Origin of the sequence: Streptomyces callyspongiae (assembly GCF_047200695.1) — a bacterium.
Lineage (GTDB): Bacteria > Actinomycetota > Actinomycetes > Streptomycetales > Streptomycetaceae > Streptomyces.
Window position 1 is genome coordinate 1 of record NZ_JBJZOM010000004.1, and the last position, 20,260, is coordinate 20,260.

Annotated in this window: 23 protein-coding genes and 1 pseudogene; 12 read left to right on the forward strand and 12 right to left on the reverse strand. The window is 71.8% G+C overall.

Annotated elements, in window-relative coordinates:
* A pseudogene (locus ACL06G_RS04420) lies at nucleotides 1-326 on the forward strand (mycothiol conjugate amidase Mca); the annotation flags it as partial.
* A 147-nt stretch (nucleotides 327-473) separates the two neighbouring features.
* On the opposite strand, the gene ACL06G_RS04425 reads toward ACL06G_RS04420, so the two are convergent.
* Complete coding sequence (locus ACL06G_RS04425) at nucleotides 474-1,286, reverse strand: DUF1028 domain-containing protein (protein WP_412788024.1); 813 nt, start codon at nucleotides 1,284-1,286, stop codon at nucleotides 474-476.
* 116 nt (nucleotides 1,287-1,402) lie between these two features.
* On the opposite strand from ACL06G_RS04425, the gene ACL06G_RS04430 reads away from it, so the two are divergent.
* Together ACL06G_RS04430 and ACL06G_RS04435 are read left to right on the forward strand one after the other, a co-directional pair.
* On the forward strand, nucleotides 1,403-2,131 hold the full coding sequence (locus ACL06G_RS04430) for a haloacid dehalogenase type II (protein WP_412788025.1): 729 nt from the start codon (nucleotides 1,403-1,405) through the stop codon (nucleotides 2,129-2,131).
* Between the two features lie 77 nt (nucleotides 2,132-2,208).
* Nucleotides 2,209-2,832: an LAETG motif-containing sortase-dependent surface protein gene (locus ACL06G_RS04435; RefSeq protein ID WP_412788026.1), complete on the forward strand. Its 624-nt coding sequence runs from the start codon at nucleotides 2,209-2,211 to the stop codon at nucleotides 2,830-2,832.
* A gap of 81 nt (nucleotides 2,833-2,913) precedes the next feature.
* Here the strand turns inward: ACL06G_RS04435 and ACL06G_RS04440 are convergent, their stop codons facing one another.
* Entirely contained in the window at nucleotides 2,914-3,495 is a 582-nt protein-coding gene (locus ACL06G_RS04440) for a GNAT family N-acetyltransferase (protein ID WP_412788027.1), read from the reverse strand.
* Nucleotides 3,496-3,686: 191 nt separating this feature from the next.
* Between ACL06G_RS04440 and ACL06G_RS04445 the strand changes: the two genes are divergently transcribed.
* The 6 genes from ACL06G_RS04445 (at nucleotide 3,687) to ACL06G_RS04470 (ending at nucleotide 8,498) form a co-directional block, all read left to right on the forward strand.
* On the forward strand, nucleotides 3,687-4,097 hold the full coding sequence (locus ACL06G_RS04445; RefSeq protein ID WP_412788028.1) for a hypothetical protein: 411 nt from the start codon (nucleotides 3,687-3,689) through the stop codon (nucleotides 4,095-4,097).
* Nucleotides 4,094-4,567, forward strand: coding sequence for a thiol-disulfide oxidoreductase DCC family protein (locus ACL06G_RS04450; protein ID WP_412788029.1), 474 nt, complete (start codon nucleotides 4,094-4,096; stop codon nucleotides 4,565-4,567). The genes ACL06G_RS04445 and ACL06G_RS04450 overlap by 4 nt, the downstream gene beginning before the upstream one ends.
* A gap of 11 nt (nucleotides 4,568-4,578) precedes the next feature.
* The gene (locus tag ACL06G_RS04455; protein WP_412788030.1) at nucleotides 4,579-5,373 is read left to right on the forward strand and encodes a TetR family transcriptional regulator; all 795 of its coding nucleotides are present in this window, start codon (nucleotides 4,579-4,581) and stop codon (nucleotides 5,371-5,373) included.
* Nucleotides 5,374-5,440: 67 nt separating this feature from the next.
* The gene (locus ACL06G_RS04460) at nucleotides 5,441-6,247 is read left to right on the forward strand and encodes an SDR family NAD(P)-dependent oxidoreductase (RefSeq protein WP_412788031.1); all 807 of its coding nucleotides are present in this window, start codon (nucleotides 5,441-5,443) and stop codon (nucleotides 6,245-6,247) included.
* Nucleotides 6,244-7,611 (forward strand): glycosyltransferase, encoded by a 1,368-nt coding sequence (locus ACL06G_RS04465; RefSeq protein ID WP_412788032.1) that lies wholly within the window; start codon nucleotides 6,244-6,246, stop codon nucleotides 7,609-7,611. Before ACL06G_RS04460 ends, ACL06G_RS04465 begins: the two co-directional genes overlap by 4 nt.
* Entirely contained in the window at nucleotides 7,605-8,498 is an 894-nt protein-coding gene (locus ACL06G_RS04470) for a DMT family transporter (RefSeq protein WP_412788033.1), read from the forward strand. The genes ACL06G_RS04465 and ACL06G_RS04470 overlap by 7 nt, the downstream gene beginning before the upstream one ends.
* Nucleotides 8,499-8,558: 60 nt before the next feature.
* On the opposite strand, the gene ACL06G_RS04475 is transcribed toward ACL06G_RS04470, so the two are convergent.
* From ACL06G_RS04475 to ACL06G_RS04500, 6 genes are all read right to left on the reverse strand, one after another.
* Complete coding sequence (locus ACL06G_RS04475) at nucleotides 8,559-9,512, reverse strand: helix-turn-helix transcriptional regulator (RefSeq protein ID WP_412788034.1); 954 nt, start codon at nucleotides 9,510-9,512, stop codon at nucleotides 8,559-8,561.
* Nucleotides 9,513-9,745: 233 nt separating this feature from the next.
* On the reverse strand, nucleotides 9,746-9,910 hold the full coding sequence (locus ACL06G_RS04480; RefSeq protein WP_412788035.1) for a hypothetical protein: 165 nt from the start codon (nucleotides 9,908-9,910) through the stop codon (nucleotides 9,746-9,748).
* Between the two features lie 84 nt (nucleotides 9,911-9,994).
* Nucleotides 9,995-11,044, reverse strand: coding sequence for a polyprenyl synthetase family protein (locus ACL06G_RS04485; RefSeq protein WP_412788036.1), 1,050 nt, complete (start codon nucleotides 11,042-11,044; stop codon nucleotides 9,995-9,997).
* 316 nt (nucleotides 11,045-11,360) lie between these two features.
* A complete protein-coding gene (locus ACL06G_RS04490) occupies nucleotides 11,361-12,119 on the reverse strand; it encodes a thioesterase II family protein (RefSeq protein ID WP_412788037.1) in 759 nt (252 codons plus the stop codon).
* Nucleotides 12,120-12,213: 94 nt separating this feature from the next.
* On the reverse strand, nucleotides 12,214-13,410 hold the full coding sequence (locus ACL06G_RS04495; RefSeq protein ID WP_412788038.1) for an NAD(P)/FAD-dependent oxidoreductase: 1,197 nt from the start codon (nucleotides 13,408-13,410) through the stop codon (nucleotides 12,214-12,216).
* Nucleotides 13,407-13,601 (reverse strand): ferredoxin, encoded by a 195-nt coding sequence (locus ACL06G_RS04500; RefSeq protein WP_412788039.1) that lies wholly within the window; start codon nucleotides 13,599-13,601, stop codon nucleotides 13,407-13,409. Before ACL06G_RS04500 ends, ACL06G_RS04495 begins: the two co-directional genes overlap by 4 nt.
* A 528-nt stretch (nucleotides 13,602-14,129) precedes the next feature.
* Between ACL06G_RS04500 and ACL06G_RS04505 the strand changes: the two genes are divergently transcribed.
* From ACL06G_RS04505 to ACL06G_RS04515, 3 genes are all read left to right on the forward strand, one after another.
* Nucleotides 14,130-14,423, forward strand: a complete 294-nt coding sequence (locus ACL06G_RS04505; RefSeq protein ID WP_412788040.1) for a LysR family transcriptional regulator — start codon at nucleotides 14,130-14,132, stop codon at nucleotides 14,421-14,423.
* A 98-nt stretch (nucleotides 14,424-14,521) separates the two neighbouring features.
* The gene (locus ACL06G_RS04510) at nucleotides 14,522-15,022 is read left to right on the forward strand and encodes a cobalamin B12-binding domain-containing protein (RefSeq protein WP_412788041.1); all 501 of its coding nucleotides are present in this window, start codon (nucleotides 14,522-14,524) and stop codon (nucleotides 15,020-15,022) included.
* Nucleotides 15,019-16,344: a methylaspartate mutase gene (locus tag ACL06G_RS04515; RefSeq protein WP_412835449.1), complete on the forward strand. Its 1,326-nt coding sequence runs from the start codon at nucleotides 15,019-15,021 to the stop codon at nucleotides 16,342-16,344. Before ACL06G_RS04510 ends, ACL06G_RS04515 begins: the two co-directional genes overlap by 4 nt.
* 69 nt (nucleotides 16,345-16,413) lie before the next feature.
* Here the strand turns inward: ACL06G_RS04515 and ACL06G_RS04520 are convergent, their stop codons facing one another.
* The 4 genes from ACL06G_RS04520 to ACL06G_RS04535 form a co-directional block, all read right to left on the reverse strand.
* Nucleotides 16,414-17,025 carry a flavin reductase family protein gene (locus ACL06G_RS04520; RefSeq protein ID WP_412788043.1) on the reverse strand — a complete coding sequence of 204 codons (612 nt, stop codon included), beginning with the start codon at nucleotides 17,023-17,025 and terminating at the stop codon, nucleotides 16,414-16,416.
* A 12-nt stretch (nucleotides 17,026-17,037) separates the two neighbouring features.
* Nucleotides 17,038-18,108: a MupA/Atu3671 family FMN-dependent luciferase-like monooxygenase gene (locus ACL06G_RS04525; protein ID WP_412835450.1), complete on the reverse strand. Its 1,071-nt coding sequence runs from the start codon at nucleotides 18,106-18,108 to the stop codon at nucleotides 17,038-17,040.
* Between the two features lie 174 nt (nucleotides 18,109-18,282).
* Entirely contained in the window at nucleotides 18,283-19,080 is a 798-nt protein-coding gene (locus tag ACL06G_RS04530; protein ID WP_412835451.1) for an ABC transporter permease, read from the reverse strand.
* A gap of 15 nt (nucleotides 19,081-19,095) precedes the next feature.
* A complete protein-coding gene (locus tag ACL06G_RS04535) occupies nucleotides 19,096-20,247 on the reverse strand; it encodes an SAM-dependent methyltransferase (protein WP_412788046.1) in 1,152 nt (383 codons plus the stop codon).
* Nucleotides 20,248-20,260 lie beyond the last annotated feature (13 nt).

Below are 20,260 nucleotides of genomic sequence, written 5' to 3' on the forward strand. Positions count from 1 at the left end.
ACTTCAACCCGCAGCGCACCCGCGCCCTCCACGAGGCCCTGCTCGAACGCGGCCTGGCCGTCCGCTGCGGCGCCTGGCTGCGGTTGATGACGCCGTTCCAGCACCGGCACCGGCGGCTCACCACCCGCGTGTCCTGCGGCGACTTCTTCGAGATCCGCGACAAGGCACTGATCGCCCACGCGACGCAGATCGATCCGGACGGCGGCTGGTTCCGCGTCCCGCTGGAGATCCAGCGGGAGATCTGGCCGACCGAGGACTTCGAACTCGCGAGGTCGCTCGTGGAGACCTCGCTCCCCGAGAACGACCTCTTCGCCGGACTCCGTTCCGGCTCCCCGCTCCGGCGGAACGGCCCCCGCCAGGACGCCGCCGCCCCTGCACCGGCGCTCCTCGCCGGCCGTGGCCGGAACGGTTAGCGAGAACCACGGCTCCCACCGCGGGAAGCGGTCCGGTCGGGGCGGGCCCGCCGAGGCGAGTCACCCGTGGGGAGCGCCGCCCCGCAGGTGGTCCAGGACAACGGGGTCGATCCTGCCGGGCACCAGCCGGTCCTCCAGGTTCTCGATCCCCGCCCACGTCTCCAGCGAGGAGTGTCCCCGCACGGCGAGCAGCTCCCGCACCTCCCGCTCCAGCGGACCCGTGAGATCGAGCAGGGAATCCGGGTCGGGCGTGCCGAACAGCATGGTGTGGACCTCGAGGAGGCGTCGCAGTTCCGCCACGGGCGCGGGGTGGTCGTCGACCCGCAGGTCGCAGGCGACGTCGCTGCCGCCGCCGTAGCCTCCTCCCGGCGACACCACGTACAGCGCGGCGCTCTGACGGCCCCTCCGGTCGCCACCGGCATCGTCGCCGGCGGCCAGTGCCTCGAGCAGGCGCCTGTCGAGCCCCTGCTCCCGCGAGGCGGACCAGGCGGCCTCCATGGACTCGACGACCTCGGGCCCGGTGAGGATGTTGCCCTGGATCGCGAACCCGTCTCCGGACGTGCCTCCCGCCCAGTCCAGGCACGCTTCGCCGGTGTAAGTGGCGCCGCGTCCCTCCGGCCCCACGACTCCGACCTGCCGGTGCTCGCGCTCCGCGTCGGCCGCCACGAGCGCACGCACCACCTCGTCCGGCCCGAGTCCGGTGCGCAGCAGTGCCGTTCCCTGCGGCCGGTATCGGAGATTCGCCGTCGCCTGGGTGGCGACCGCGCCCACTCCGGCCTCCGCGGCCGGCACGACAGCACCGACGCCCAGGAACTTGCTGGCCACCGCCACGCCCAGGGCACGCCCCGAGCGCGCCACGATCGAGAAGGTCATGGCAGAGGAGACTAGATCGGGCGTCCGGATGCGCACCAGGGCTGCGGACGGAACGATCCGGAGGGGACGACCGGATCCCATGGCACAACCACCGCACCGAGAGGCAGGAGACGAGCGTGAGGAACACACCGCGTGCCGTACTCTTCGACGTCAACGAGACGCTCAGTGATCTGACACCACTGGCGGAGCGCTTCGAGGACGTGGGGGTCCCACGCAGCCTCATGCCCGGCTGGTTCGCCGGGGTGCTGCGGGACGGCTTCGCCCTGACCGCGGCCGGCGCGTACGCCGACTTCCGTAGTGTCGCCCGTGCCGGATTGCGCACGGTACTCCGCGGAGCGGGCACGACCGGCGACCCGGAGGACGACGTCGAGCATGTCCTCAACGGCCTCGCGGAGCTGACCGTGCACCCGGACGTCCCGGAGGGCGTGCGCGGGTTGCACACGGCCGGGTTCCGGCTGGCCACGATGACCAACGGCTCGGCCGCCGGCGCCACGGACCTGCTCGCTCGTGCCGGCCTCGCGGACTGCTTCGAGGCGCATCTCGACGTCTCGGGGCCGCAGGCCTGGAAGCCGTCGCCCGCGGCCTACCGGTACGCGCTGTCCCGGTTGGGCCTGGATCCGCGGGAGGCCGTGCTCGTCGCGGTGCACCCGTGGGACGTCGACGGCGCGCTGCGCGCGGGGCTGGGCGCGGTGTGGCTCCGGCGGCTCCCGCTCCCCTACCCCGAGGTGTTCCGCGATCCCGACCGGGTCGTGTCCCACCTGGGCGATCTTCCCGCCGCCCTCGGCGCGGGAGGCACGGGTGGAAGCACACGGGGCGGGTGTTCCCACGGAGACGGGGGTGGATGAAAACCTCCCCGAGCAAGGGAGTAGCGTTCGACACTCGCACCACCCCTCTGAACCATCTACCAGCCGGAGTGGGAAAGTTGAGCTCTCAGATACACAGACGCCGTGGCGCCGCCGTCCTCGGCGCGGCAGGCATCGCGCTCGCGGGTTCGGTCCTGTTCGCCGCACCCGCGTCCGCACACACTCCCAACTGGGACGTCACCTGCGACTCGGTCTCGGTCAACCTCAAGTACTACGCCCGCCAGGGCAACTCGGTGACCATCACCGCCGGCGGTGATGAACTGCTGAACGAGGAGTTCGGCAGGAGCTTCGAGCAGAGCGGCATCGCGCTGCCGGAGCACACCGAGCCGCTCGAGGTGCACCTGAAGATCGACGCCTCGGACGACGACCGCTACGACGTGGAGAAGGTCAAGACCTCGCCGGTCTGCGAGGGTCAGGAGGAGCCGGAGCCCACCCCGTCCGAGACTCCTTCCGAGGAGCCGGAGCCCACTCCTTCCGAGACTCCCGAGACCGAGCCTTCGCAGAGCACCAGCGAACCGGCGCCGGAGCCCTCCGAGTCGACCGAGTCGCCCGCTCCCACCGACCTCGCCGAGACGGGTGCCTCCAGCAACGCCCCGCTGATCGCCGGCATCGCCGCCGCCGGCATCGCCGTGGGCGGTGGCCTCCTGGTCGTGGCGCGCAAGCGTCGCTCCTCCCAGGGCTGACGCCCCATAGGGCATGACGAGAGCCCTCCCCGGCCTTCGGGCCCGGGGAGGGCTCTCGTGCGTCCGGCGGCGTCCGCCGTGTCACCACAACTGGTCGATGCGCCCCGGATACAGCTCGAGGCGCGCCTCGTCGAAGTCCGGCCGGTGCTGCCGCGCGGCCGAGGAGAAGAAGGCCGCCATGGTGACCTTGTCGAATCCCGGTACGTCGCTGGGGAAGGGCGCGTCGGGGGTGCCACCCACCAGGACGGTGGCCGGAAGAGCCTCCCAACCGGCGCTCTCGTAGAAGGGCCTGAGGGGCCGGTCGCAGGTGAACAGTCCCAGGTCCAGGTCTTGTTCGACCATGAAGGCACGGCCGGCGGACACCAGGTGGCGTCCGTGGCCGCGCCGGCGCCTCTCGGGGTGCGTGACGACGGTGCTGAGGCCGCCGGCGCGGTAGGTGCGCCCGGCGTGCGTGAGGTCCTTGGTGAGCACGTCGAGCGCGGCCAGCACCGTCCCGTCCTCGACCAGCAGCATCGAGCGGGGATGCAGCGCGGTGTCGTGGACGGGGGCATCGTGCGGAGTGCCGCTGCCGCCCGTGGTGGGCCAGGCGACGTCCTGCAACGCACGTACCTGCACGCGCAGGTCGCGGGGCGTGGACGCTTCGGGGAAGGAGAGGATCTGCACGCCCCGAGTATGCGGACGGGAGGCGGTCCGGAGCCAACCGCCGCCCGGGCGCCGCCCACGCCCGACACCGTTCCGGCACGGTGCAGCACACTGACACTTGAACGCGTTCAACTCGACCTCTACAGTAGGTGCGTCGCAATATTTTGAACGCGTTCAAGAACCCTGGCGAAGGGTTCGCGAAGGGGTGGGACATGGACCTCATGGTGGTCTCGTACATCGTGTACCTGGTGATCAGCGTCGCCCTGACGGTCTGGGTGGCGCGCACGCTGAGCCGCAACGGACGGCTCTTCCTCTCCGATGTGCTCCGCGGGAACGAGAAGCTCGCCGACGCGGTCAACCACCTTCTGGTGGTGGGTTTCTACCTCGTCAACCTCGGCTTCGTGGCGCTCTACCTCAGCAGGGACGGGCACATCTCGACGGTGCGCGGGACCTTCGAGGCCCTCTCGGCGAAGCTCGGTGTCGTCCTGCTGGCGCTCGGCGTGCTGCACCTGGGCAACGTCTGGGTGCTGAACAAGTACCGGCAGCGGAGCACGATGGAGCGCGAGCAGACACCCCCGGTCGAGCCGCAGGGCTGGGTGTCGGCCCCGCGGAGCGGCGCGTGAGGCCCACGGCCGCGGTGACCCCCTCGTACGGGGATCCGCCGCGCAGTGGTGCGCGGCGGATCCCCGTACGGCGACTCCTCGTCCTCCACGACGCCGAGTGCGGGCTCTGCCGCCACGTCACCGCCTGGCTGAGCCGCCAACCGCAGCTCGTCCCGCTGGAACCGGTACCGGCAGGTTCCGCACGCGCCCGGGGCCTCCTGCCGGACCTCGACCACGCCGCCACCCTGGAGGAGATCACCGTCGTCGGGGACAGCGGTCAGGTCTACCGCGGCCCCGCTGCCTGGATCGCCGTGCTGTGGGCGCTCGCAGACCACCGGGCCACCGCCCACCGCCTCTGCACTCCCCTGGGCGCGGGACTCGCACGAGGCATGGTCCTGGCGGCGGCCACGTGGCGGGGGAGCCGCACGGGTCGCGGCGGACGGGACGCCCGCCCCGGGTGCGGGGACGACGGCTGCGGAACCACTGACTAGGCTCGGGTGCCGTGCCAGCAGCGAAGCAGCAGTCGAACGAGGAGACCCCGGGCTCCGCCCGGGCCGCCAAGGGCGAGCAGACCCGCAGCCTGATCCTGGAGACCGCTCTGCGGTTGTTCCGGGAGCGGGGCTACGACCGCACGACCATGCGGGCGATCGCCCGGGAGGCCGGGGTCTCCACCGGCAACGCGTACTACTACTTCGCCGGCAAGGAACACCTCGTCCAGGGCTTCTACGACCGCATCGCCGCCGACCACCGTGCGGCCGTCCGTCCCGTCCTGGACCGGGAGGCGGACCTGGAACCGCGGCTGGCCGGCGTGCTGCACGCATGGCTCGACCTCGCCGAGCCGTACCACGAGTTCGCCTCGCAGTTCTTCCGGAACGCCGCCGACCCGGACAGCCCGCTGAGTCCGTTCTCCCCTGAATCCGCACCTGCTCGTGAGGCGGCGATCGATGTCCACCGGGAGACCCTGGCGGGGTCCCGGGCCAAGGTCTCACCAGAACTGCGCGACGCGCTGCCCGAGTTGATGTGGCTGTCGCAGATGGGACTGGTCCTGTACTGGGTCTTCGACCGTTCCGAGGGACACCGCAGGAGTCGGCGCCTGGCCGACCGCGGCGCCCGCCTCACCAGCCGGGGCATCGCCCTCTCCCGTTTCCGGGTGCTGCGGCCGCTGGTCCAGGAGGTGCACGAGCTGTTCACGGACTTCCTGCCCGGCATGACCCGCCACGCCGCCACCGGAAGCGGCCGCGGGGTTCCGCCCCGCCCGGCGGCGGCGCGGGAGGGGAGCGACGCCCCCGCGACCTGAGCCACGCGGAACCGACACACCCGGACTTGCCGGGCGGAACGGGCGAAAACCGTCATACCGTGGGGTCGTGAGAGACGACTCAGGCGTGGCGCTGATCACCGGCGGGTCGAGCGGGGTCGGCCGCGCGACGGCCCGCGCCCTCGCCCGCCGCGGCAGACCGACCGTCCTGGTGGCCCGCCGACCGGAGCCTCTGGAGGAGGCAGCCGCCGAACTGCGCCGCTACGCCCCCTGCACGCCCGTCGCCCTGGACCTCGCCGGCGGCGACGCCCGCGTCGAGAAGGAGTTCACCCGACTGGCGGAGGAACTGGGTCCGGTGGACGTCCTCGTCAACTGCGCGGGCCACGGCATGTACACCCCGTTCCTGGACGTCAGCCCCGAGGAGACGCGCGCCCTGTTCGAGGTGCACTGGTTCGCCCCCGCGGCAGCCGTCCGGGCCGTCCTGCCCGGGATGCTCTCGCGCGGTCGCGGACACGTCGTCAACATCGCGTCCGTCTCCGCCAAGGCCGGCCCGTGGGGACACGGCGCCTACGCGTCCGCCAAGGCGGGCCTGGCGACCCTCACCGAGAGCCTGGCGGCGGAGTACGGCGGACGCGGGGTGCACTTCAGCGTGGTCCACCCGGGCCTGGTGGACACGCCCTTCTTCCACACCTCCCGCCTGGCGCCGCTGCGCGCGCGGACGGCGCGGCGGATGATCCCGCCCGACCGGGTGGGCCGTGCCGTCGCGGGACTGCTGGAGCGGCCGCGCCCCGAGGTGTGCGTGCCCCGGCACTACCGCGTCCTGGACCTGCTGCGCGCGGTGAGCCCGGCTGCTCTCTCCCGTCTGATCGCCCGGCAGAGCGGCCCCGGCCCCCGCGGGACCGGCGGGCCGTCGTGAGGGCGACGGAGCCGCTCACCGGCCTGCGGGAAACACCTCCGGGGGGCGTGCCGTCGGTCGCCGTCCTGGTCGAGCTGGTCCGGAGCCCGGACGCCGGAGGCCACATGAAGTGCTGGGAGCGCTTCGCCGAAGCCGCCGCGGACCTGGACGCGGCCGCCCTGGGGATGGACCTGACCCTGTACGTCCTGGGGTCGGAGGAACGGGTGGACCGTCTCTCCCCCGCTGTGCGCTTCGTGTCCCTGCGGCCCGTCGTCAGCACCGCGCCGCTGATGCGCGTCAGCGGCGGCGCGGACGTCACGGACCTGGTCCCGTACCACCCGCGGCTGGCGCGGCTGCTGCCCGCGCACGACGTCTGGCACCTCACCCATGTCTTCGGCTTCGCCACGACCGCGGTGCGGCTCGCCCGGCAGGGGCGGCGACGGGTGGGCTCCCGGCTGCGGGCGGGCACGCCGGCCGGGAGACTCGTCGGCTCGGTGCACACCGACGTCCCGGCGCTGGCAGCCGCCTACCTGCACGCCCTCACCGGCCCCCTCACGGTTCCCGGCACGATGGCGGCCCAACTGATCCGGCACCGCCGCGACCGCCTGCTGCGCGCCTGCGACCGGGTTCTGGTGGCCACACCCGAGCAACGCCGTGACATCGCCGCGGCGGTGCCCCCGCACCGGGTGGGCCTCCTCGACCGGGGTGTCGACCACGACCGCTTCGGCCCCGATCCCGCCGCCCGGTCCCGGTTCCACCGGCGTCACGGCATCCCGGAGGACCGGCCCACGGTGCTCTTCTCCGGTCGCGTCGACTCCTCCAAGCGGGTGATGGTGCTGGCCGACGCGTTGCACAGGCTGAACTCCGACGGGGTCCGATCGCACCTGGTGGTCGCGGGCTCCGGACCGGAGGAGGGCGATCTGCGCCGCCTGCTCGGACCGGACGTCACGCTGCTCGGCCCGGTCCCGCAGCCGGTGCTGGCACAGGTGTACGCGGGCTGCGACATCTTCGCGTTCCCGTCGCGGTCGGAGACGATCGGCAACGCGGTGGGCGAGGCCATGGCCTGCCACCTGCCCGTCGTGCTGCCCGCCGGGGCGCGGACCACGCGCTGGCTCTCCCGCCCAGGCGCGGACGGCGTGGTGGTGCGGCGGGACGACGCGGCGGGCTGGTCCGCGGCGCTGCGCCCGCTGCTGCGGGAACCCGAACTGCGGCGCACGCTGGGCGGGAGCGCCGGGAGGACCGCACGCGAGCAGCATCGGACGTGGCGGCAGGTGCTCACCGAGGACCTGCTGCCGGTGTGGCGCTCGGCCGCCGCCCGGAAGGCGCCGGACGCGCCCGGCGGTGCTGCCGTCCCGCCCGGGGGCGGTGACACACACGCATGCTGATCGCTGTCACGGCCTCGCTGGCGGCCGCGGCCTGTTTCGCGGTGGCGGGCGTGCTGCAGCAGCGTGCCGCGACCGGGGAACCGGAACACGAGGCGATGTCCTACCGGCTGCTCACCCATCTGGCGCGGCGGCCGCTGTGGCTGGCGGGGATCGGCTGCGCCATCGTGGCGTACGCCTTCCAGTCCGTCGCCCTTGCGCACGGCCCGCTGTCGCTGGTGCAGCCGCTGCTGGTCACCGAGCTGCTCTTCGCGATCCCGCTGTCCGTACGCCTCTACGGGACGCGGCTCCACCTGCGGGAATGGCTGGGCGCAGCCGCGGTGGCGGTCGGTCTGGCCACGGCCATGGCGGCCGCCGCCCCGCAGCGCTCCAAGCCGGTGGCCGGAGTCGAGGAGTGGACCCTGGCCATGACGGCCGCCGCAGCGGCCACGGTCGGGGTGCTGTTCGTGAGCCGCCGCGTCGGCGGGCCGAGCCGGGCTTCGGTCATCGCCGCGGCCGCGGGCATCGTGATGGGCAGCCAGTCGGTGCTGCTCGCGACGACCGTGGCGACGTTCCGCACCGGTGCCGTCGAACTGTTCACGGCCTGGCAGACCTATCTGCTCGTGCTGGCCAGCATCCTGGGCCTGCTGCTGATCCAGAGCTCCTTCCAGGCGGGCCCGCTGTCGGCGAGCATGCCGGTGATCGACACGGTGGAGCCACTCGTGGCCGTGGCCTGCGGTGTCGTCCTCTTCGACGAGTCGGTGCGCAGCGACCCGATCGCTGTGGGATTCGCGCTGCTGGGCGGTGGCCTCGTACTGACCGGTATCTGGCTGCTGGACACCTCACCGATGCTGCGAGCGCTGCACGAGCGCACCCACCGGCCGGCGGGGGAGGCGGATTGGGACGCTTGACGCGCAGGTGCACGGGGGCCGGCGCAGGATCGGCCGCGCGGCGGGGAAGGCGAGGGGCGGTCAGATGAGACCGACCTGCATCGCCCGTGCCCCGGCCTGGAACCGGCTGCGTGCGTCGAGCACCGCCATGGCGGAGGCGATGTCGTTGCGCACGGTCCGGACACTGCACCCCAGGCGACGAGCGATGGCCTCGTCGGTGAGTCCTTCGGACAGCAGCCGCAGCACGGTCTCGGAACGGTGGCGCTGTGTCGCGGGGCCGGGACTGCGACGTGCCTGTCCCACCGGCGCGCCGTCCGACCAGAGCCGGTCGGCGAGGGCGCACAGGCGTTCCAGCTCGGGACCGGAGCGCACGACGCGGACCTCGCCGGACCTCTCGACCACCACGGACACCGCCCCGTCCATGATCATGGCGCGGACGGGCACCGTCCGCAGGGCCCGTGGTGCGACGGACTCGTCCGCCAGCCATCGGGCATGCGCCGCGGCCGAGGGGTTGCGCAGCACCGGGTCCGCCCACACGGCCCGGAAACCGGCTCCGCGACGCAGCACCATGTCCACGACAGGTCGGGAGAACTCGGACCCGCCCGCCACGAAGTCCGGGACGAGGAACACGACGTCCCGCTCGACCTTGGCGACGATCCGTTCCACCACGAGGGCGACGTCGTGGCGGTGCGTGCCGCCGGATCCGTCCGCGGGTCTCTCGGCCGCCCGCTCGTGCATGGCGATGAACCGGTCGATGTCGGCGGGCCGGGGCTGCGGCGAGCGGCTTCCGTGCATGCGCCGGGCGAGCAGGGCGGGCAGGGTGATGCACGGTTCGACCGCGCGGAACCGCGTCGCGTCGTTCTCCGAGAACGCCGCGAAGCCCTCGGTACGGAGCCCGTCGAGCACCGTCGCGACCTCTTCCTGGGGCCAGCCCAGTGCGCGGGCGAGTTCCCGCGCACGCCATGTCCTTCTCAGGAGCAGCGTCCGGTAGAGGAGTTCCGACCGCCCGTCCAGACCGATCCCGGTGCCAACCACGTCAACCTCTCGGAAATGTCCTTCCCCCCGGGCGATGCCGCCCGTCGTGCACGCCGCAAGCTACTCTTTCGCCAGGGACACGACATGAATGGAGACGGGGTCCGGCAGCTTGGTGCCACGCAGCTCCGCCATCCGTCCGCTGGGCGGTCGGCCGTGGGGGAGAACCGGTCAGAAGCCGGGGCCACCTCGCCGCGGGAACGCCCGTCCGAGGCGCCTCGGACGCCGAGAAGCCCTCAGCATCCGGCCGGGCCCTCTTCGGCGGAGACGGACATGTCGAGCGCGGCGATGTAGTCGTTGAGCAGACCGACCCACGTCTCGCAGGCGTCGCCGGCCGTTGGCAGGTACCCGTGCTCGCGCCCCGGGCCGGTGGCATCCGACTCCGTGTCGTCGCCGTGCATGTGCTCCCCTCTTCCCATGTAACCCCCCTTGCCCCTCCGCGGATCCGCCAGCCGTCGGGCCGGCCGGCGGCGCGGAGCGGCACTTCACTCCCGACGCTCGGCGACGAAGTCGCAGAGCGCCTCCAGTACTTTGACCGCCGGTATGCGCGGCACTGCCGCCAGCGCGAGCCGTGCGCGGGCGAGTCGGTCCAGCATGACGGAACGCGCCTGGACGACGGCGGAGGAATTCTGGAGAATCTGCAGGGTCGTTTCCAGTTGCGCTCCGCGAACGGCGTCGTTCCTCTCGAGAATCTCCTGAAGCTCCCTTCCTCCGTCACCCGGCCCGCACAGGGAGAGGAGCACCGGAAGGCTCGCCACCCCGGAGGCAAGGTCCTTGCCCTGCTCCTTTCCGGTGGCTTCCTGCGGAGCGGTGATGTCGAGGATGTCGTCGGATATCTGGAAGGCGGTGCCCAGGTGTTCACCGTACTCCTCGAGCGCGTGGATCACCTGCCTCGGCGCCTTCGCCTGAAGAGCGCCCATCCGCAGCGAGACCGCGATCAGTGACGCCGTCTTCCCGGCCGTGACATCGAAGTAGTGGAGCAGCTGCGATTCTCCCTTGCCCGGTCCCACCAGTTCCCGCAACTGGCCCTCGACCAGCCGGCCGGAGGTCTCGGCGACGAGTCGCACCGCCTCCTCCCCGAGGCCCGAGGCGACCTGGGCCGCCCGGGCGAGGAGCCAGTCGCCGGTGAAGACGGCGACGGAGTTGCCCCAGCGGGCGTTGGCGCTCTCCACACCGTGGCGGGTGGCGGCCTCGTCCACCACGTCGTCGTGGTAGAGCGAGGCGACGTGCAGCAGTTCGGCGGCCACCGCGGCATCCACGACCCGGTTCGGCTCGCGGGACTCCCCCGTTCCCGCACCCGTGCCGAACCGGGCGCCCAGCAACGTCAGGAGCGGTCTCAGGCGCTTCCCGCCCGCTTTGACGACGTGTCCTGCCGTCTCGGTGACGAACGCGGCGCCCGTCGACTCCACGCAGGAGTACAGACGCCGCTCCACATCGTCCAGGCCGCGGACCAGGATTCCCTGCAGCACGGTGTCGCCACCGGCCAGTTCCCGAACCAGTGAACGCGCACCGACTGCGACGGGCGGTGGTGTCATGTGTGTCCTTCGGCTCGTTTCGGACTCGGGCAGGCCTGAGACGCGCCCCTCCCGCCGGCGCCGTCCGCGGGAGCACGGAATCCGCTCCGGCGCTCGGGGACGGCTCGGTCCCGCACCGGCCCGGGGAGGTTGTCGACACAGGACGTACCGGCATCCGGACACGGAACCGCTGTTCCGGGAAAGCACTTCATCCGCGCCGGACGAATGACACCGGAAATATCGCAGTCGCGATTTTCCCGGTGCAATGCGGATTGCAACTTGCTGCCACCCGCGTCCGGAACGGCCCTGCTCGCACATGCCGCCGGGAGCGCCGCTGTCACGACCCGGCGGAACACCACGCCGGGAGTCCGGCCCACACCTCCGGGGTGTAGAAGTGCCCGCCGGGCAGCTCGAACGCCTCGAACCGCTCACCGGCCACGGTGCGCCACTCGCGCTCCACCTCCGCGAAGGGCTCGCGGTCCTCGGCGCCGTACAGCATCCTGACCGGCATCGTCACCCTGGATCCCGGTGCGAAGCGGTACGACTCCGACACCGCCAGGTCCGCCCGGGCCAGGTCGATCGCCAACCGGCGGAGGTACGGCTCCCGGACCACGACGTCGGGCATCTGACCCAGGTCGCACATCCAGGCCAGCACCGCCTCGTCGCTGTCGTCCGAGCGGGGCAGTCCGGCGCGGACACGGTCCCTCCGGTGCGGTGCCACACCGCCGGAGACGACCAGCGCTTCCGGTGGCGCGGCATCGAGGCGTTCCAACCGGGCCGCGGTCTCGAACGCGATCAGCGATCCCATGCTGTGGCCGAACAGCGTGTAGGGGCGATCGGCGACACCGGCGACGGCCCTCACCACGTCGTCCCGAAGCGTGATCCAGTCGGAGGCGGGCGGTTCGTTGCGCCGCGCCTCCCGGCCCGGGTAGCAGACCAGAGCGAGCTCCACGTCGTCCGGTACCGCATCGGCCCACTTGCGGAACGGGGCCGTACCACCGCCGCAGTAGCTCAGGCACACCAGCATCCGGTCGGCGTGCGGACGTGGTCGGGGGCGCTGGATCGCGGGGGTCGGGGCGGTGGTGGTCCGGTGCATGGGTGGAGGTCCTCCCGGAGTACGGTGCGTCGGTGGCCGGTTCGGGCCGCACCCGGAAGTGCGGCGCCGTCGGATCGGGGCAACGGGCGACGGTTCAGTTCCGCAGTTCGGCTGCGGCCGGTGCTGCGGGTTCCGGGGCGGAGGACTCGGTCACGAGGTTCCGCAGCCGCCGCACTTCACGGGGAGCGTTCCAGCCCAGCACTCCGACGGTCCGGCCCCTCCGGTCGTATGCGGCGGTGAAGCGGCCGTCCGCCGGGTCTCCGCCGAGCAGCCGGAAACCGGCGCCCGGGGGGAAGATCCCGTACGCCTGGATCCGCACGTCGTACTGGTCGGTCCAGAAGAAGGGCACGGGCGCGAACGGACGGCTGTCGCCCAGGATGTCCCCGGCTGCGCTCATCGCCTGCTCGGTGGCGTTCATCCGGTGCTCCGTCCTCAGCCGGAGGCCGAAGCCCGGATGGAACCAGGAGGCGACATCGCCGACGGCGTGAACCGCGGCCGCGGCACGGCAGCGCTCATCGCACTCGACCCCGTCGCCGAGCCGGAGCCCCGAGCCCCGGAGCCACTCGACGGCGGGCGCGGAACCCACGGCCTGGACGACCACCTCGGCCGGCAGCACGGTGCCGTCGGAGAGCTCGACACCCTCGACACGGCCACGGGAACCGCGGAGTCCGGCGACACCGGCCCCGCAGCGGACACGGACTCCGTGGCGCCGGTGCAGCGAGGCCACGAGTCGTCCGACCCGTTCCCCGAACGGCCGGTGCAGGGGCACCGGTGCCGGGTCGACCAGCGTTACCTCGAGTCCGTACGCGCGGGCGGCAGCGGCGACCTCCGTGCCGAGGAAGCCCGCCCCCATGACCACGACCCGGGGGCCGGCGGCCAGTTCGTCGCGCAGCGCGAGGGCGTCGTCCAGGGTGCGCAGCACGTGGACCCCGGCCAGGTCCGATCCCGGCCGCCGGCGCGGCCGGACGCCCGTGGCCACGACCAACCGGTCGTAGGGCACCTCGTCCCCGCTCTCCAGTCGTACGCGCCGCCGGACCGTGTCCAGGGAGCGGGCAACCTGCCCGAGCCGGAGATCGACATCCAGGCCGAGCAGGTGTTCACGGCCGCGCAGCGTCGCACGCTCGGGTGCCCACTCTCCGGTCAGGACCTTCTTGGACAGCGGGGGCCGGTCGTACGGCAGGTGCGGCTCGGCGCCGATGAGCGTCAACGGCCCGTCGTGGCCCCGGCGCCGCAGACTCTCGGCTGTCGTGAGCCCCGCCGCGGAGGCTCCGACGACGACGATCCGGGTCACTCCTCCACCCGGATCGCGAGGGCCGGGCAGGAGTCGGCGGCCAGCCGTACGTCCGCGGCGCGCGCCGGCGAGGGCTCCTCGACGAGCAGCACGGCGATGCCGTCCTCGTCTCGCTGGTCGAACACGTCGTCCGCGGCCAGCACGCACTGGCCGGAGGCGATGCAGGTGTCCTGGTCGATGTGGACCTTCATGCGTCTGCTCCTCGACGGTGAGGCGCGCATCCCGGCCGCGGGCCGGACCGGCCGCGGCCGGAACGTCCCGTCGGCTGCGGAAGCCGCGCGGATGGGGCATGGTGACCGGCCGTCGGCCGAGAGCCGCGGCGGAGGTACGGGAAGGACTCGCGGCACCGCGGAGGCGGCTCCGCAACGGTGCGCACCCGAGTCGGTGGGTCATGCTGCCGGGCGCGGAAGGGGTTGTCCAGACTGCGCCGGGAAGCCGGCACGGCAGGCTCCGGCCATCGCACGGCGGAACAGCCGGGGCGGCGCCGGCAACTGCGGCGCGGCCGCCTCCGCCCCTCGGCCGTCCACCGCCCACGCCACCAGAAACCGGACAATCAGCTGCCCTGCGGCCCGTCCGGAACCCGGCTCCGCTCAGGCCGACTTCCGTTTCCGTTCACCACGTTTTGATCCCTGGCATCTTCCTGCAAGCGCTCGTGACTGCCGAGGGAAAGCCTTGCTAAAGTCCCTCGACACAATATCCCGGTTCCTTGCGAGGCGATAATGCACGAACGTGAATTGCGAGCCTTTGTCGCGATCGCCGAGATAGGCAGAATGGATCTCGCCGCAAAAAAGCTCGGCTACTCCCAACCGGCCATCAGTTATCAGATTATTTGCTTGGAGCGTTCTCTCGGCACGAAACTCTTCACCAGGAATTCCGGTGGAACGACCCTCACCCGGGAGGGCCAGATGGTGCTGTCGTCCGCACGGGCCACGCTGATGCTGATCGACAACATCAAGAAGGAGTGTCGCGAGTTCAGCCGGTCACCGATGGCCGTCTCGGCCCTGTCCTCCTAGCTCGCCCCGGCACAGCGGTGCGAGCGGGACAACTGCCGCGACCACCCCTCCCGTCGACCACTGCGGCGATGTCGCCGTCCTACGGAAAGAGGAGAACCGTGGCACCGCAGGAGAACCAAGTCGTCGCGGCGAGCGGCACGGCGACCGTGCCGCACCGGGGCACCGTGATCGTGTCGGGTCTGGCCAGCGACGCACACACCTGGAACCTGGTCTATCTCCAGCTGCTCATCGAGGAACTGGGCTACCACGTCCTCAACCTCGGCCCCTGCGTGCCCGACGACGTCCTCGTCGAGGAGTGCCGCCGCGCGGAACCACTGCTGGTGGCTCTCGGCAGCGTGAACGGGCACGGCTACAGCGACGGCCTGCGGGTCGTCCGCCGGCTCCGCGCCTGCCCCGAACTCTGCGCCACCACCCTCGTGATCGGCGGCAAGCTCACCGTCTGCGACGAAGCACCGGCGCGGCACGCCCGCGACCTGATGGCGGCCGGCTTCGACGCGGTCTTCCCCGACCGGTCCTCGAACACCACCGACTTCGAAGCCTTCGTGGCCTCGCTGCAGGCCCCTGCCCCACAGCTCTCGACCTCGGGGAGAGGCGCGTGACACGGGTGACGGAACGGCACCGCCTCCCGGCACAGGGAGGGTTCGGCGCGTTCGTCCGCTCCCGCGCAGCAGAAGGCACGCTGGTGGTGCAGCCGCGGATGGGCTTCAGCGACCCGGCACAGATGCGCGCCGGGCTGGCGGCGACGCGGGATGCCGATGCCCCCACCGTCGGCACCCTGACCCTGGACAGCTACACCCGGGTGGGCGAACTCGCCGCCGCCGAGAACGCGCTGCGTCAGGGTATCCCGCTCAACGGCTACCCCATCGTCAGCCACCCCGCCGCCACGACCCGGTCCGTCCTCGAGGGCGTGCAGGACGCGTCCTTCCCCGTTCAGGTACGTCACGGGTCCTCCCGGCCCGGCCACATCGTCCGCGCCCTCATCGGGCTGGGGCTGGACGCCACCGAGGGCGGCCCCGTCTCCTACTGCCTCCCCTACGGGCGAACCCCCCTGGCCGACTCGGTCACAGCCTGGCAGGAGTGCACCGCGGTCTTCTCCCGACTGGGAGTCCTGGGTGCGGAACCCCACATGGAAACCTTCGGCGGCTGCATGATGGGACAACTCTGCCCGCCGAGCCAACTGGTCGCCCTCAGCGTGCTGGAAGCCCTGTTCTTCCGCGAGTACGGCTGCCGCAGCATCTCGGTGAGCTACGCCCAGCAGACGCACGCCGGGCAGGACGAGGAAGCCGTCCGTGCGCTGCGGGCCCTGTGCGAGGTACTGCTGCCGGACGTGGACTGGCACGTGGTCGTCTACGCCTACATGGGGGCGTACCCGACGACCGAGGCGGGTGCCTGTCGCGTGCTGGACGGCGCCGCGGAGCTTGCCGTGCGGACCGGAAGCGAACGCCTGATCGTCAAGACGGTCGCCGAGTCGCGCAGGATTCCCACCATCGCCGAGAACGTGGCGGCACTGGAACGGGCCTCCCGCACCGCCGAGGCCTGCACCCCGAAGGCGTTCGCGGCGGCGGCCACGGATTCGCAGACCTACGCCGAAGCGCTGGCACTGGTCGAGGCGGTGCGGAATCTGGACGCCGATCCGGGTCGTGCGCTGCGCAGGGCGTTCGCACGCGGATATCTCGACATCCCCTACTGCGTGCATCCTGACAACCGCGGACGGACCCGCAGCCTGCTCGACGACGACGGCAGGCTGTGCTGGGCGGACATCGGTTCGCTGCCGCTCACCCACCTCATCCGACCGGGGCGGCGGCGCGAGGTCACCGCCGCGAGCCTGTTGGAGGACCTCTCCCACCTTCGCCGCAAGGCCGATCGGGACGCGGTGGAGGGCAGCTCTCCCACCGCCGTGGGCGGCGCCCCGCAGGACTGACGCGCGACACCCCGTTCCCGCGCCGGACGGCGCGCCGCGCGGAGCGGCCGACCGGGGCGGGGCAGCCGCTCAGCCTGCGGAGGGAAGGGTGGACGCGGGCACCTCGCGGACCTGCTGCCGCGCTCCGGAGCCGACGGAATCCGTCCCGCCGCCGTGGTCGGTTCCGGGCCATCCGACGAACTGTCGGCGCCCGTAGAGCAGCGGCGCGCCCGCGGCGCAGTCCACCCCCACGACCTCCCCGAAGACCACCACGTGATCGCCGACACACTTGGCGTCCATGACCCGGCACTCGGCGAACGCGACGGTGTCGCCCTCCAGCCGGGGCAGGCCGGTGCCGGCGGCCGGCTGCCAGGGCACCTGCTCGAAGTGGCGGCGCGAGGAGTCCGCGAACAGGCGCGCCACCGCGGTGCCGCAGGCACCGAGGAGATTGACCCCGAAGAAACCGTGGGTGCGCACCAGGGGCAGCGTCCGGCTGGTGACCGACAGGCACACGGAGAGCACCGGCGGGTCCAGGCTGACTCCGGACAGGGACGAGCAGGTCATGCCGCGCGGCCGGCCGTCGGTGTCGACGGTGGTGACGACGGACACGCCGGTGGGGAAGGAGCTCATGAACGCGCGATACGCCTCGTCACCGACCGGCTGCGGCTCCACTCCCGTTCCCTTCGTCGCTCCGTGTGTCATCACGGCCCACCGTCACCGGGCCGGCTCGCGGTCCCGCCAGGTCTGCCTGAGCCGGTCCAGGTGCTCCAGACTGCTCAGCACCGTGCCGGTCTCCACACCGAAGTCGATGAGGCAGGCGATCTCGTCGACGCCCACCTCGTGCAGCGTCTCGCACATGCGCAGGCAGTCCTCGACCGTGCCGAACATGCCGCTGGTCTCGAAGTAGCGGTCGAAGGCCTGGCTCACCAGGAAGTCGATGTCGGACGGCCCCATCTTGTCCAGGTCCAGGGCCACTTCGTTCGCCCCGGCCGCCTTTGCAGCGTGGATGACCAGGTCGAAGGAGCTGGCGAGGTACTTGCTGAACGGCTCGCGGACCGTCTCCCTGACCGTCTCGCGGTCGTCGCCGACGAAGGTGTGGAGCATCAGGGCGACATGGCCGTCGCCCTCGGAGGGATCGTGGTGGTCGCGGAAGGACTGGCGGTACTCGCTGATGCGCTTCTCCAGCACGTCCACCCCCTGTCCCAGCAGATGGGTGAGGACGCCGGCGCCCATCTCGCCCGCCTCACGGAAGGTCTGCGGGTTGCCTGCGCTGGTCAGCCATACCGGAAGCTCCGGCTGGACGGGCGGCGGGAAGACCGTGACGTCCACGGTCTCGCCGGCACCGTCGGTGAGAGATGCGGGCTCCTGCCGCCAGAGGCTGCGGATCGACTTCACGGAGTCGATCAGTCCCGACCGCCGGGTGGGGTAGGCCTCGGGCCGCAGGACGAAGTCCGCGGCGTGCCATCCGGAGGCGAAGGCGATGCCCACCCGCCCCTTGGAGAGGTTGTCGACGATCGCCCACTCCTCGGCGATGCGCACCGGGTGGTGCAGCGGTGCCACCACGCTGCCCGCCCGCACCGCGACGCGTTCCGTGACCGCGGCCACCGCCGCTCCCGTCACCGCGGGGTTCGGGTAAAGACCTCCGAAGGCGTGAAAATGGCGCTCCGGGGTCCACACGGAGGCGAAATCGTGACTGTCGGCGAACTTGGCGCCCTCGATGAGGAGCCGATATCTGTCATCGGCGTCTTCCTTGTCGTTCGCGAAGTAGAACAGGCCGAAATCCATGGCGCCTCCAGCCATCGGGCTATGTGCGGTCGGCGGTCGAGCAGAAAGGAAGTACGAGTATTGCTGCCATTCGGCACGCGAAGCCTAGTGGGGACGAAGTGGAATTCCCGGCCACTTCGAAAACTCTGTTCCCGGCGACGGGATTCCCGGTTCCCACGGGATCGCCGAACGGATTCAGCGTGCCCGCCCGTCGCGGTCGTAGACGCGTGTCGCCGCCGGGACGCCGAGAGCGAGCAGCGCCAGGCAGAACGCCACCGCCACGAGGCCGTGGTGCTGGGCGGGCCACGGCGCTGCCGCCGCGACGGACGGGGTGTCGCCCAGCAGCTCTCTCACGGTGCGGTTGACGGCGGTTACCGGGTTCCAGGCGACCACGGCCTGCAGCGGTCCGGGCAGGCCCCCGGGCGGCACGAAGGCGTCGGACAGGAAGGTCAGGGGCAGCAGGCACACCGGCACCACGGCGGTGACGGCCTCGGCGTGGCGGAGTGTCAGGCCGAGCACCACTCCCAGGCAGGCGCAGCCCATCGCCAGCAGCACCTCCAGGCCCATCGCGGCGAGCACGGCGTGCGGTGCCGCCGTGACGGGCCAGCCGAGCACCCGGGCCGCCACCACCACGCTGACCATGGCCGTGCCCAACGGCAGCGCGTCGACGGCGATTCGGCCGCAGAGCAGGGCGGAACGGTCGACGGGCAGCGACCGGAGTCGGTCGAACATCCCGTTCTGCAGATCGTCCACGACACCCAGTGCCGTCAGCGCCGCCAGCGAGACCGCGATGGAGCTGACGACGCCCGCCGAGACGTACGCACCGTAGTCCCCGCCGCCGGGAACCCTCATGCTGCCGCCGAAGAGGATGCCCAACCCCACCACCATGGCGACCGGCATGACGGTGAACCCGATCAGTTTCTCCGGAAGGCGCAGCAACTGGTGGAAGTGCCTGCCGGCGACGGCGCGGGTGGCGACGAGGAACTCGGTCACGGAGAGGACTGCCGCTCAGGCGTGGCCGACCAGCAGGACCCGGTGCATGGGCGTGTCGAGCACCGCCACCCTGCGCAGTCCCGTGGCGGCCAGCCACTCGTCGTACTCGTCCAGCAGGAAGGCGTCGCCTCCGCCGGTGGCCAGCATCGAGGCCGCGAACAGCATCGCGAAGCGGTCCTGGACCGACTTGGCGTCCTTCGCGTCGGTGACCATGTGGTCGGCGATGCAGATGAGGCCGCCGTCGGCCAGCGCCTTCTTCGATCTGTGCAGCAGCTCCTGCGCGGACTCCGGCGTCTGGAGGTGGAAGATGTTGACGAACACCAGCAGGTCGTGCCCGGTTCCCCAGTCCTCCGTCCAGAAGTCCCGCACCTGCACGTCGAAGCGGTCCGCGACACCGAGCCGCTCCGCCTGCGCCCGGGCGATGGGAGCGATGTGCGGGGCCTCCAGGCCGGTGGCGGACCACTGCTCGTACCTCTGCAGCAGCAACTGGCTGTAGAGGCCCGTACCGCAGCCGACGTCCAGCACGGAGGCCGCTCGGTCGGTGGGCCACTCGAGCGTCTCGAACCCGCCGCGCAGTGCCTCGACGATGGGCGGGGCCCAGAAGTTGATGCCCCGCACCAGCGACTCGTAGTTGTGCTCGCTGATCTGGTTGAGCTGGAGTTCCCCGGCCTCGCCCCGGTTGTCGTGCCGCACCGCGTCGGAGAGGTTGCGCCACGAGTGCCAGGCCAGCTGACGGTCGTAGTCCATCTTTCCCACCAGGCTGAACAGCCCGTCGGGAAGGAGGCATTCCCCCATCTCGTCCGACATCCGGTAGAGCGTGGGTCCGTCGTCCGACGGCAGCCGGTCCACGACGTCGTAGGCGTACAGGCCGTCCATCAGGACACGCATCGCACGCCGGTTGGCGCCGCAGGATTCCGCGAGCCGGTCGCTACTCTTCGGGCCGGTGCTCAGTTCGGCGAACACGCCGAGGTCGTGGGCCGACTCGATGATGCCCGGCGCCCACAGCGATATGAGGTGCTCGTAGATCCGGTGCGCCGAGTGCACGACGTTGCCGCTGCCGTGCCAGTCGGGAAGGAGCGCAGTGTCCACGAGCGGGCGGACGTTGTGCTCGGGTGCGGGCACGTCGCCCGCGTCGAGCTCGGTCGGCGTGTTGAGGCCAGGCGTCATCGCAGTGCTCCTT

Coding starts and splice junctions, on each gene's coding strand:
- ACL06G_RS04425 (WP_412788024.1), bottom strand. CDS start 1,286: ATGACCTTCTCGATCGTGGCGCGCTCGGGGCGTGCCCTGGGCGTGGCG.
- ACL06G_RS04445 (WP_412788028.1), top strand. CDS start 3,687: ATGGACCTCATGGTGGTCTCGTACATCGTGTACCTGGTGATCAGCGTC.
- ACL06G_RS04470 (WP_412788033.1), top strand. CDS start 7,605: ATGCTGATCGCTGTCACGGCCTCGCTGGCGGCCGCGGCCTGTTTCGCG.
- ACL06G_RS04480 (WP_412788035.1), bottom strand. CDS start 9,910: ATGCACGGCGACGACACGGAGTCGGATGCCACCGGCCCGGGGCGCGAG.
- ACL06G_RS04485 (WP_412788036.1), bottom strand. CDS start 11,044: ATGACACCACCGCCCGTCGCAGTCGGTGCGCGTTCACTGGTTCGGGAA.
- ACL06G_RS04490 (WP_412788037.1), bottom strand. CDS start 12,119: ATGCACCGGACCACCACCGCCCCGACCCCCGCGATCCAGCGCCCCCGA.
- ACL06G_RS04500 (WP_412788039.1), bottom strand. CDS start 13,601: ATGAAGGTCCACATCGACCAGGACACCTGCATCGCCTCCGGCCAGTGC.
- ACL06G_RS04505 (WP_412788040.1), top strand. CDS start 14,130: ATGCACGAACGTGAATTGCGAGCCTTTGTCGCGATCGCCGAGATAGGC.
- ACL06G_RS04520 (WP_412788043.1), bottom strand. CDS start 17,025: ATGACACACGGAGCGACGAAGGGAACGGGAGTGGAGCCGCAGCCGGTC.
- ACL06G_RS04525 (WP_412835450.1), bottom strand. CDS start 18,108: ATGGATTTCGGCCTGTTCTACTTCGCGAACGACAAGGAAGACGCCGAT.
- ACL06G_RS04535 (WP_412788046.1), bottom strand. CDS start 20,247: ATGACGCCTGGCCTCAACACGCCGACCGAGCTCGACGCGGGCGACGTG.